This is a genomic window from Mesorhizobium sp. M7A.F.Ca.CA.002.05.1.1 (assembly GCF_003998335.1).
Taxonomy (GTDB): Bacteria; Pseudomonadota; Alphaproteobacteria; order Rhizobiales; family Rhizobiaceae; genus Mesorhizobium.
This window is the reverse complement of the sequence record NZ_RZQI01000107.1, coordinates 1-11,024: the sequence shown is the minus strand read 5'-3', so window position 1 is coordinate 11,024 and position 11,024 is coordinate 1. Positions and strand designations below refer to the sequence as shown.

Below are 11,024 nucleotides of genomic sequence, written 5' to 3'. Positions count from 1 at the left end.
GCGGCAGGCGGTCGAAGCTCACCTCGCGGCCGACCATCATGTGCACCAACTCGTCCTTGCTGAGCTCGGCCGTCGGCCGGGTCGCCACCTTCCTGCCGTTGCGCAGCACCGTCACCGTGTCGGACACTTCCATCACCTCTTCCAGGTGATGCGAAATGAAGATCACCGTCATGCCTTCGGCCACGAAGCTGCGCAGTGTCTGGAACAGTTCACGGCTTTCCTGCGGCGTCAGCACGGCGGTCGGTTCATCGAGGATGATGGTGCGCGCGCCGCGCACCAGGACCTTAAGGATTTCGATGCGTTGCTCTATGCCGACCGAGAGCAGCCCGACGCGCTCGGTCGGATCGACCTGCAGGCCGAAGCGCTTCGACAGGTCGCGCGTGCGCGCAATTTGTGCGGCGTGGTCGATCAGGCCATGGCGACGGATTTCCATACCGAGAAAGACGTTGTCGGCAACCGAGAGCGAGGGAACCAGCTTGAAATGCTGGTGAACCATGCCGAGGCCGGCCTTTATCGCCACGGACGGATCGGCGATCACGATCTCTTCACCGTTCAGCCGGATCGAGCCTTCGTCCGGCTGCAAGAGGCCGAACAGGATGTTCATCAGCGTCGTCTTGCCAGCACCATTCTCGCCGATGATGGCGTGGATCTCGCCGCGGCGGACCGCAAGGTCGATGCCGTCATTGGCGACGAATGCGCCAAAACGCTTGGTGATGCCAGTCAACTCGACGGCTATCGCGGCATTGCTGTGGAGGGTCGGCGACCCCGGCGTGTTCGACAACGTGGCTCTCGCAGATTGGACACTGATCCGCCGCGGCAAGCCGCGGCGGATCAGTGTAGCGCTTTCTTGGGAGGGAGGCGCTGTTGTTGGCTTACTTTGCCTTGGCGATCACGATCTTGCCGTCGACGATGCCCTTTTTGATCTCGTCCAGCTTGGCGGTCACGTCAGCGGGGATCTTTGGGGCAATATCATCGCAGACCTTGACCTCGACACCGCCCGAGGCGAGGTCGAAAGTGCGGGTGCCGGCGGTGATCTTGCGGCCCTCGACCTCATCCTTGATCAGCGTGTAGACGGCGATGTCGCCGCGCTTCAGCATGCTGGCGAGCACATTTCCGGGAGCCGAGCCGCACATGTCGATGTCGACGCCGATCGAATATTTGTCGACCGCGGCACTTGCCTGCATCACGCCTTCACCCGTCGGGCCGGCGACGTTGTAGACAATGTCGGAGCCTTGGCCGTAAAGCGCCTGGGCAAGTTCGCTTCCCTTGGCCGGGTCGTCGAAGGTTCCGGCGAAGACGGAGTTTACCTTGACGTCGGGCGCGGCATATTTGGCGCCTTGCTCGTAGCCGCCCAGGAAGTTGCGGATCACCGGAATATCGCGGCCGCCGACAAAGCCGATCGCCTTGCCGTCGCCGATCTTGTCGAAGGCGGTGCCCTTGGCTTCGATCATGCCGGCAAGTGCACCGGCCACGAAGGATCCCTGCTCCTCGGCGAAATTGGCGTAGATCATCTTGGGGTTGTCGAGGACGCCATCGATAAACACGAAGCGCTGGTCGGGATATTCGGCGCTGACCTTTTGCAGCGAGTCCACCAGCTCCCAGCCCATCACGAAGATGAGGTCGTACTGCTTGCCCTTGGCAAGATTCTCGAACTGCTGCTGGTAGTCGAGCGCGCGATTGCCGGTGTCGACAAGCTTGAGGTCGATGCCGAAATCGGTCTTGGCCTTGTTGAGGCCGTTGACGATCGAAACGCCAAAACCCTGTGCGAAATACCCCGAGATGGCGGCCACGGAAACCTTGGCCTGTGCGGCGGCCGGTCCGAACGAAATGGCAAGCATCGTGCCGGCCAGAAATAAACTCTTGAGCGCCCTTTTCATGTCATTCCCCTTCAGCTTTTTCCAGCTTTTGAAGCCACGCTTTGACCATCCCCACATATCGCCGTAACAACGGCGAGTTCGTTGATGGTCATATGAGTTTAGGAGCGGCTTAACAGGCTGTCAATCGTCATCCGATGCAGTTTTCTTGGCCCTTCGCCCACGTGCTCGACGTCTGCGCTTGACAAATGTCGACGGGCATAATTGTTGATACTCTAATGAGTTTCCATGAACGACGGGATGAAGGAAGCGAAACAATGCCGGCTGTGGTGGTCAGGAAATTTCTGGTTCAGGTCGAAGAGATATTCCATGAGGGCGGACCCCACGCGGCACGCCCGCTCAAGCGAGGCGCGGTCGTCGCGGTCATTGCCAACCCTTTTGCCGGACGCTACGTCGAGGAGATCACCGGCTTCATGGAAGACCTGAAGCCGCTCGGTCTCGATATGGCCCGGCGCCTGATCGACGCCATTGGTGAAGGCGGCCAGGCCATCGAAGGCTATGGCAAGGGTGCCATAGTCGGCGCCGCCGGCGAGCTTGAACATGGCGCGCTCTGGCACAATCCGGGGGGCTATGCGATGCGCGAACTGCTCGGCAATGCCAAGGCGATCGTGCCTTCGACCAAGAAGGTCGGCGGCCCCGGAACGCGCATCGACATCCCGATCACGCACATAAACGCCTCCTATGTGCGCAGCCATTTCGATGCGATCGAGATAGGCATTGCCGATGCGCCGCGCGGCGACGAAATGGCGGTCATCCTGGCGATGACCACCGGCGCACGCGTCCATGCACGGGTCGGCGGCCTTGCCGCCGCCGACATCAAGGGCGAGGACGGCTTGCGATGAACCCCGAAATCCGCCGCATCATCACCATCGTCGAGGAAACCCGGATCGAAGGCGGGCGGCCCGTCGATCCGCCGACGCGGCGTGCCGCAGCCATTGCGGTGATCCGCAACCCCTATGCGGGCACTTACGTCGAGGACCTGTCGGCACTGAGCGCCATAGGCGAAGCCTTGGGCGATATCTTGCCCAGGCGCGCGGTCGCTGCTCTGGGCATTGCCGGCTACCGGGTCGAGAGCTTCGGCAAGGCCGCCGCCGTCGGCGCCGATGGCGAGCTCGAACATGCCGCCGCCATCCTTCATCCAAAGCTCGGCGCCCCGTTCCGCGATGTGCTTGGCAAGGGCGCCGCGCTCATTCCTTCATCGAAGAAGCGCGGCGGCCTCGGCGTGTCGCTCGATATTCCGCTCGGTCACAAGGATGCGGCGCGGGTGCGCAGCCATTTCGACGGCATGGAGGTTCGTGTTCCCGACGCACCGCGTGCCGACGAGATCGTCGTTGCTATCGCCGTCACCGATTCCGGCAGGCCGCACCCGCGCGTCGGCGGGCTGACCAAGGACAAGATTGTCGGGATTGACGGCGTCGGCTGACCGTCAGGCAGGCAGGACTTCCGGCACGCGCATCGCCGGAGGCGTATTTCTGCTCCGGCCGGTCCGCACCACGCCGTCGATGACGACCATTCCAATGCCTGGAAGATTGCCGAGCGCCACGCTGTCGAGCAGCCCGTCGCCGGCGCCGCCGATCGCCTGATCCATGAAGATCAGGTCGGCGGCGCGACCGACCTCGATCAAACCGCGATCGTCCAGTCTGCGCACGCGCGCCGTGTTGCCGCTGGCAAGACAGAACGCCACTTCCGGCGCGATGCCGCCCAGCGAAGCCAGCATGGTGAGCGTCCGCAGGATGCCGAGCGGCTGCACGCCGGATCCGGCCGGGCTGTCGGTGCCGAGGATGACGCGCGAAAGTTCGCCGCGCTGCCTTGCCAGATCGAGCACGAACAGTCCGGTGCGCAAATTGCCGTTATGGACGATTTCAAGCGCCCTCGAGCCCTTCTCGCAGATCTGCCGTATTTCCGCGTCGGGCAGGGCGGTTGGCCCGCCATTGACGTGGGCGACGATGTCGGCGTCGACCTCCAGCACGACATCCGCGCCGATGCGGCCGGAGCCGGGCAGCGACGGGCCGCCCGTGTGGGTCATCGAGGTCATGCCGTATTTGCGCGCCCAGGCGATCATCTGCCGGCCGGTCGGCCCATCCTTGACGCCGCCAAGCCCGACCTCGCCGACAAGCGTCACGCCGGCCTCGGCGAGACTGCGGAAGTCTTCCTCGGTAAGGCCGGGTTCCAGGATCGGTGCCCCGGCCAGGATCTTCATGCCGTTCGGACGGAAGTTGGAGAAGGTGCGTTGGGCAGCGATCGCCAGCGCCTTCAGCCCGACCAGGTCGCGCGGTCGGCCCGGCGTGTGGACTTCCCCCGCCGAGATCATGGTGGTGACGCCGCCATGCACGGTCGAATCCATCCAGCCGATCTGGTTCTGCCGAGGCGTCCAGTCGCCGGCCACCGGATGGGCGTGGTTGTCGATAAGACCCGGCGCGACCGCGCAGCCCATCGCATCGATGACCGTCGCCGCGCTGCCGCCATCAATGTCGCCTGCCTTGCCAATGCCTGATATGCGTCCATCGGTCACGACGATGGTGTCGGCGTCGATGATCGGTTGTGCTAGATCGCCACTCAGCATGAGACCGATATTGCGGACGACGAGCGTGTTGGCAGACGACTGGAGGTCGGACGACATCGGTTCTCACTTTTGCTGTTATGGAAAAAAGGACTGGACGCAGCTTATTTGCCGCCGTCGCCAGTCGATGGGTCGTCGTCGTTGATGCGCTGGAGCAGGCGAAGCAGCGTCGCCTGCTCGGCCGGTGAGAGCGGCGACAGGAACCGCCGCCCGACCTCGACGCTGCGTTCGAGCCGCTCCAGCGTATAGTCGGTCCCTTTGCTGGTCAGCGCGATCATCGTCAGGCGTTGGTCGGTTTCGGAGGCGCTGCGCGTGATCAGCCCGTGTTTGAGCAGTTTGCGCATGACGATGCTGATGGTCGATGGGTCCATCGCCGTCAGCCGGCCGAGATGGTTCTGCGAAACTTCGCCATGCTTGAGGATCGTGGCGAGCGCCGCGAATTGCGTTGGCGAAAGGTCTTCGCCGGCCATGACCTGCTGGAAGCGCAACGTCGCGCGCTGATGCGCCCGGCGGATGACGTGCGCCGGGTGGCGGTCCAGTTCATAGCCGGTCCCGGCGTACTGCTGCAGCACCTGCTCGCGGCTCAGGGGTGCATCGCCTCCCGGCGTTTCGCCTTTTTTGGATTGCGGTTTCTTTTCAGTCGTCACACCGGACTCCTATCGCCGCTGTCTTGGATGTCGCCGGCCGGAAAAAGCTCAAGCCGCAACCCTCGCTGGTTGAAGCGATGTCCCGTCGCGGAGGGCTGCGACGACATCAGCCGAATCGCTGACCACGCCGAAATGGGTCGCTATGTCATACAGCGAGCTTTCCTGCTCGCGTGGTCCCGTCGCCGCGCAGCAATCGCTTGGCACCACCACCTCATAGCCCTCGAAAAAGGCATCGTGGACGGTCGAGCGCACACAGATATTGGTGACCACGCCGAAGATGATCAACTGATCGATCTGCATGTCTTTCAGCGTCAGGTCGAGGTCGGTTTGGAAGAAGGCCGAGTAGCGCCGCTTGATCACATGGATCTCATCATCGCGGGCGCCGAGATCCTCGATGATCTCCGGCCCCCAGCTTCCGTCCAGGCAATGCGGCGTGCGCTTCAGCCATTCGCGCTCGCGTCGCATGCCCGGCCGGTGGCTGTCATGGACCCAGATCACCGGCACGCCGGCGGCGCGCGCGGCCTCGATCACGGCCAGTTGCGGCCCGACCAGCGTCTCGTACCCAGGCAGGACCATGGCCCCGCCGGGCTTGCAGAATTCATTGATCATATCGATGACGACAACGGCTGCACGGCGTGGATCGAGACGCACCGCGTCATCGTGCCGATGTGAGGAAAAACTGTCCACGGACATGGCGAGCTCCTTTGACCGATCGTTGATGCTCATACAAAAAACCCTAGTGGATGCCAAGTCAATCCCGTTCGACGCAAAGCGTGCTGGTCGGCCTTGCGCACCGCGCTCCGACAAGCGTATGCGCTATTTGTCCATCGCGAAATGGCCTTGACAACGCTTGTCAGGCATGTGCTCGATTTGTACGACCATCAACGATATTCAAGCCGCTGAATTGTGGAGCCGAGGCCGAGATATGAAAACCATCGTCACCGGAGCCAGTGGCCTGCTTGGCTGCCATGTGGCCGAGGCTCTGGTTGCGGCCGGCCACGATGTGCTTGGTGTCGATACCGTGGTGCCGGGTGAGGTCGCATGGCGCCACGCAACCGCCGATTTGACCGATCTGGGATCGACGCTGCAGCTGGTGCGCGACTGCGATGCGGTTGTGCATGTCGCGGCCATTCCGCGGCCGACCGGCCGGGCCGGCGGCGAGGTGTTCAAGACCAACATCGCGACCGCCTACAATGTGGTCGAGGCAGCTGCCATGGCCGGCGCCAGGCGCTTCGTCTATGCCTCGTCCTTCAGCGTTTTCGGCTATCCCTTTTTCGAGAAACCTGTTCGACCGCCCTATCTGCCGGTCGACCTGAACCATCCGGTCGGCGCGCAGGACCCGTACGGCCTGTCGAAATGGCTGGGCGAGGAAATCGTCGACGCGGCGGTGCGCCGCGGCGCCTTTTCGGCGGTCAGTATCCGCATGCCGTGGATCCAGACGCCGGGTTCTTTTTTCGAGGGCGTCGGGCCGCGCCGCGCCACTGCCGACAGTGCCCGCGACCTGTGGGCCTATCTCGATGCGCGCGACGCCGGGCAGGGCTTCCTGCGGGCGCTTGAATGGCAAGGCGACGGCCATCTGCGCGTCGTCCTGAGCGCCGCCGACACATTCATGGAAGAGGAAACCGAAGCGCTCGTGCGCCGGGTCTACCCTGATGTCCCCCTGTCACGGCCGATCGCCGGTTTCGGCGCCGTGCTCGACACGATCCATGCGCGCGAAACGATCGGCTTCGAGCCAAGCCATTCGTGGCGTTCCTATCCGAAGCCGGAGGCCGGACAATGAAACGGTTCGAAAAACAGAATGTTCTCGTCACCGGCGGCGCCGGCGCGATCGGCAGCGCAGCGGTGCGGCGTTTCCTTGACGAAGGCGCGCGGGTCGCCATTGTCGACCGCAATGGCGCGGCGGCGCAGCAACTGGCTCGCTCACTGGGTGAAAACGCCATTGCCATCGAAGCCGACGTCACCGACGAAGCGGATGTGCGGCGCGCCGTCGAGGCGACCGTCGAGACGTTCGGCGGCCTCGACGTGGTGTTCAACAATGCCGGCATTTCCGGCGTCGTCGCTCCCGTTCACGACCTGCCGGTCGAGGACTGGGATACGACCATCCGCATCAATCTGCGCGGCATCTTCCTCGTGCTGCAGGCTTCGCTTCGGGCGATGATCAAGGCCGGGACCGGTGGCTCGATCGTCAACATGGGCTCGTCCATGGCCGGTTGGGACGTCCTTTCGGGGGGAGCTGGCTATGTCGCTTCCAAACACGGCGTGGTCGGCCTGACGCGGGTCGCGGCGCTCGATGCCGCGCCCTATGGCATACGCGTCAATGCCATCTGCCCCGGCGTGATCGAGACGACGCTTGGCGTGCCAGCTTCCGGCAACGGCGAATTCAAGAGCAGCGTTCAGCATTTCGCCGACCGCATTCCGTTGCGCCGCATCGGCCAGCCGGACGATGTCGCGGCCGCCGTGGCTTTCCTGGCCTCCGACGAGGCGAAGCACGTCACAGGCGTGGATTGGCTGATCGACGGCGGCCAGACCTTGCAGAGCTGGGCCAATGCCCCTGATGGCGGCGCGTTTCCGAAATTTCGCTAAAGTCTTTTCGGCGGCATTGCCTGGATAATCCGGATGGCAAGATCGAGATCGGCGAGCCCGCCCGAAAGCGGCGTGCGCGGTTTCGCGCCGGCAAGGATGCAATCGGCGAAATGCAGCCACTCGCGGCGGAACGACGTATCAGGAACGCCAGGCAGAACGCGTTCGGATGCAGCCTCGCCTGTCGTTTCACGTAGCCGGACAGTCGCCGAGGCATTGCGGAAATAGGGGTTCTGGAATTCGATCCGCACCTCGTCGCGCTCGCCATGCACATGGATCCACTCGTCCCACCATTCATACTGGGCAAGTGCCATGTCGAAGAGGCAAGGGACGCCGCCATAGTCGAGCACGGCCAGCAACTGGTTCGGGCCGGTCTGCTGTGCATGGACGACGCGGTCGGGTGTGCCGAAAGCACCGCGCATGACGGCAAGGTCGTGGCTGGCGAGGCTGAGCAGTACAAGATAGAGATCGCGATAGCCGGCATGGTCCACACCGAGCGCCGCCTCGATGCGCCGAGCGACCGTTTCGCGCCCCGCCGCCAACACATCGGCCGGCACGTCGGTGACCCTGGTCTGCGTGTAGAGTTGGCCATAACGGTCGAAGCGGCCGGCGAAATCGTGGACATGGATCGACTTCGGCCGGCCGATGGCGGCGATGCGCTCCAGCCCGGTCTCATAGCCGGGATCATAGAATTTCATGTAGCCGACAAGGGCGACGAGGCCGCTCCGCTCGGCCTGCTCGACCAGCGGGCGCGCCTCCTGCGGCGTGAAGGCAAGCGGCTTCTCGACGATCAGGTGCTTGCCGGCGCGGATTGCATCGGCAACCATCTCGCCATGATCGTAGGTGCAGATCACGACCGCATCGACATTCGGGTCGGCAAGCAGCGCGCGATGGTCGGTATATCTGGCAGTGACGCCATAATGTTCCGCGACCTTGTCGGCCGTGCCGGGAGAGATGTCGCACAAGGCGGCGATGCGAAACGCCGGCAATTCCATCAGATAAGGCAAGTGCATCAGCTGGGCGATCTCGCCGCAGCCGATGACGCCGACGCCAATAACGCGATCCTGCATGTCAACCCTTCACGGCGCCGGCTGTCAGGCCGGCGATGAACTGCCGTTGCATGGCGACAAAGACGACGATCACCGGCAGTGTCGTGATCGTCAACGCGGCGAAATAGAGCGTCCAGAGCGAGTCGTATTGCTGGAAGAAGCTGACCAGTCCAAGCGGGATGGTCTGCACCGAAGGGTCGCGCAACAGCAGGAAGGCCAGGAAGAAATCATTCCAGATCTCGATGAAGCCGAAGATGAGGATCAGCGCAACGCCCGGCCGCACCAGGGGCAGCATGATGTGGATCAGGATCTCGAGCCGGCTGGCGCCATCGATGCGCGCGGCATCTTCGAGGTCGGCCGGCAATGTGATGAAGAAGCTGCGTAGGATGAAGACCGAAAGCGGCAGCGACGTCGCGGCATAGATGAAGGCAATGCCGAGCCGGCTGTTTATCAGGCCGAGATCGCGCGCCACCAGGAACAGCGGAATGGCCATCACCTGCGGCGGCACCAGCATGGCCGCAACCGCGACTGCGACCACAAGACCGCGTCCGGGGAAACGAAGACGCGCCACCGCATAGGCGCACGGCGTCGCGACGGCCACCAGAATGATCAATGCCGAGCCGGTGACGAAGATGCTGTTGACGATGCGCGATCCCATGCCGGCGATCCGCCAGGCATCGGCATAGTTCTGCAGCACCAGGCTCGATGGCGGACCCCAGACATTGCTGAGCATTTCCTGCTTGGTCTTGAGCGAACCGAACAGCACCCAAAGCAGCGGATAAACGGTCTCGAAGAGCACGAGGACGAGCGCGGCATAGATGCCGCCAAGTTCGAGGATGCCGCGCATGCCGAGGCGCTGCATGAGCCCGCGACGGCGAGAGCCGGCGGCGCCATCGTCCAGCGAAATTGGAGGGTTGGCGGCTGCTCTCATCAGACGTCGAGCCTTTGCCTGCGCATCAGGGCCAGCAGGCCGACACTGGCCAGCCCGACGATCATGAACAGCACATAGCCGATCGCCGCGGCGTAGCTCATGGCGCCGTCCTGGAAGGCCTTGCTCATCATGTAGGTGAGCACCACTTCGGTGGCGTGGTTCGGGCCGCCCTTGGTCAGGACATAGACGATGTCGAAATTGCGCACGAAGGCGCCGGAAAGGCCGAGGATGGTGTTGATGAAGATGATCGGCATCATCATCGGAACGGTGACGTGCCGGAAACGCTGCAAGGGGCCGGCGCCGTCCATTTTCGCGGATTCATAAAGTTCCGAGGGGATCGTCTGCAGCCCGGCCAGATAGATGACGGCATGGAAGCCGAGCCATTTCCAGACATCGACGACGATGATCGAGTAGAGCGCGATGTCGGCGTCGCCGAGCCATGATCGTTTCAGCCCGGCGAGGCCAATGAGATCGAGCCCGCTGTTGAGCAGGCCGAAGACGGGATTGTAGATCCAGGACCAGAGCAGGCCGACGGCAACGAAGGACATCGTCACCGGGACGAAAGCGGCGGCGCGGAAGAAGGCGCGGCCAAGCAGCGCCCGGTTCAGAAGCAGCGCCAGCCCGAGGCCGAGCGCGTTCTTCAGGACCACGACGGCAACGACGAAAATCAAATTGTTGCGCAGCGCACCGAGGAAAATGCGATCGTGCACGAGGCGCTTGTAGTTGGAAATACCTGCCCAGGTCGGGTCGGAAAACCCGTCCCAATTGTGCAGGCTGAGCCAGAAGCCGTTGACGAACGGCCAGAGGTAGAAAAGACCGAAGAGGATCGCGGCGGGCAGGATCATGACGAATGCGACCGCCCCGTCCCCGGCATTGAAGCGCCAGGTGCCGGATCGGCTCGAAACAGGAGCCTCCTCTTGCGGTCGCGTGCTCATGTGGCCTTCGCGCCTTGCGGGGTCAGCACCAGCCCGAGCGTGTCCCTGACATAGGCGATGCTCTCGAGCGTGCTTTGCTCTGCCGTTTTCTTGGACGCATCCAGCTCGATGATGGCGAGGCCATCGTAGTTTGCATCCAGCAGGACGTCGACGATGCCAGCGAGATCGACGACCCCGGCGCCGAGCTCGCAGAAAGCGCCATAGCGGTCATAGCCCTTCAACGCCGGATCGACCCTGGTGTCCTTGAAATGCATGTAGCGCACGGCGGAAATGTAGGTCCTGACCGCGTCGACCGGATCGGAATTGGTGTGGGCAAGATGCGCCGGATCGATGCACAGGCCGGCCAGGTCGGTATCCAGTTCATCCATCATGCGGTCGAGCTGGTCGCGGCGCTCGATGAAGGTGTCGAGGTGCGGGTGATAGACCGTCTCGATGCCAAGGTCCTTTG

Annotated in this window: 13 protein-coding genes; 4 read left to right on the top strand and 9 right to left on the bottom strand. The window is 63.3% G+C overall.

What is annotated here, in order from left to right; genetic code table 11:
* The coding region (locus EN939_RS08320) for an ATP-binding cassette domain-containing protein (RefSeq protein WP_127267639.1) at nt 1-781 on the bottom strand (781 nt) is incomplete at its 3' end.
* Between the two features lie 91 nt (nt 782-872).
* Complete coding sequence (locus EN939_RS08315) at nt 873-1,877, bottom strand: BMP family lipoprotein (protein ID WP_127267638.1); 1,005 nt, start codon at nt 1,875-1,877, stop codon at nt 873-875.
* Nucleotides 1,878-2,131: 254 nt separating this feature from the next.
* On the opposite strand from EN939_RS08315, the gene EN939_RS08310 reads away from it, so the two are divergent.
* Both EN939_RS08310 and EN939_RS08305 read left to right on the top strand, forming a co-directional pair.
* Entirely contained in the window at nt 2,132-2,716 is a 585-nt protein-coding gene (locus tag EN939_RS08310) for an amino acid synthesis family protein (protein WP_023809103.1), read from the top strand.
* Nucleotides 2,713-3,297 (top strand): amino acid synthesis family protein, encoded by a 585-nt coding sequence (locus tag EN939_RS08305; protein ID WP_127267637.1) that lies wholly within the window; start codon nt 2,713-2,715, stop codon nt 3,295-3,297. The genes EN939_RS08310 and EN939_RS08305 overlap by 4 nt, the downstream gene beginning before the upstream one ends.
* 3 nt (nt 3,298-3,300) lie before the next feature.
* Here EN939_RS08305 and EN939_RS08300 read toward each other — a convergent pair whose 3' ends face one another.
* From EN939_RS08300 to EN939_RS08290, 3 genes are read right to left on the bottom strand one after another with little or no spacing between them, the layout of a single operon-like run.
* Complete coding sequence (locus tag EN939_RS08300; RefSeq protein ID WP_127267636.1) at nt 3,301-4,494, bottom strand: amidohydrolase family protein; 1,194 nt, start codon at nt 4,492-4,494, stop codon at nt 3,301-3,303.
* 44 nt (nt 4,495-4,538) lie between these two features.
* Nucleotides 4,539-5,081 (bottom strand): MarR family winged helix-turn-helix transcriptional regulator, encoded by a 543-nt coding sequence (locus EN939_RS08295; protein ID WP_127267635.1) that lies wholly within the window; start codon nt 5,079-5,081, stop codon nt 4,539-4,541.
* A 48-nt stretch (nt 5,082-5,129) separates the two neighbouring features.
* Nucleotides 5,130-5,774: a cysteine hydrolase family protein gene (locus EN939_RS08290; protein WP_127267634.1), complete on the bottom strand. Its 645-nt coding sequence runs from the start codon at nt 5,772-5,774 to the stop codon at nt 5,130-5,132.
* A gap of 232 nt (nt 5,775-6,006) precedes the next feature.
* Between EN939_RS08290 and EN939_RS08285 the strand changes: the two genes are divergently transcribed.
* Nucleotides 6,007-6,861, top strand: coding sequence for an NAD-dependent epimerase/dehydratase family protein (locus EN939_RS08285; protein WP_127267633.1), 855 nt, complete (start codon nt 6,007-6,009; stop codon nt 6,859-6,861).
* Nucleotides 6,858-7,664 carry an SDR family NAD(P)-dependent oxidoreductase gene (locus EN939_RS08280; RefSeq protein WP_127267632.1) on the top strand — a complete coding sequence of 269 codons (807 nt, stop codon included), beginning with the start codon at nt 6,858-6,860 and terminating at the stop codon, nt 7,662-7,664. The genes EN939_RS08285 and EN939_RS08280 overlap by 4 nt, the downstream gene beginning before the upstream one ends.
* Here EN939_RS08280 and EN939_RS08275 read toward each other — a convergent pair.
* The 4 genes from EN939_RS08275 to EN939_RS08260 all read right to left on the bottom strand — a co-directional run.
* Complete coding sequence (locus EN939_RS08275; RefSeq protein ID WP_127267631.1) at nt 7,661-8,731, bottom strand: Gfo/Idh/MocA family protein; 1,071 nt, start codon at nt 8,729-8,731, stop codon at nt 7,661-7,663. The two genes, EN939_RS08280 and EN939_RS08275, sit on opposite strands and share 4 nt — an antisense overlap.
* A gap of 1 nt (nt 8,732) precedes the next feature.
* Nucleotides 8,733-9,641: a carbohydrate ABC transporter permease gene (locus EN939_RS08270; RefSeq protein ID WP_127267630.1), complete on the bottom strand. Its 909-nt coding sequence runs from the start codon at nt 9,639-9,641 to the stop codon at nt 8,733-8,735.
* The gene (locus tag EN939_RS08265; protein ID WP_127267629.1) at nt 9,641-10,576 is read right to left on the bottom strand and encodes a carbohydrate ABC transporter permease; all 936 of its coding nucleotides are present in this window, start codon (nt 10,574-10,576) and stop codon (nt 9,641-9,643) included. Before EN939_RS08265 ends, EN939_RS08270 begins: the two co-directional genes overlap by 1 nt.
* Nucleotides 10,573-11,024, bottom strand: a 452-nt coding sequence (locus EN939_RS08260) for a sugar phosphate isomerase/epimerase family protein (RefSeq protein WP_164750915.1), incomplete at its 5' end; no start/stop codon positions are given. The genes EN939_RS08265 and EN939_RS08260, both read right to left, overlap by 4 nt.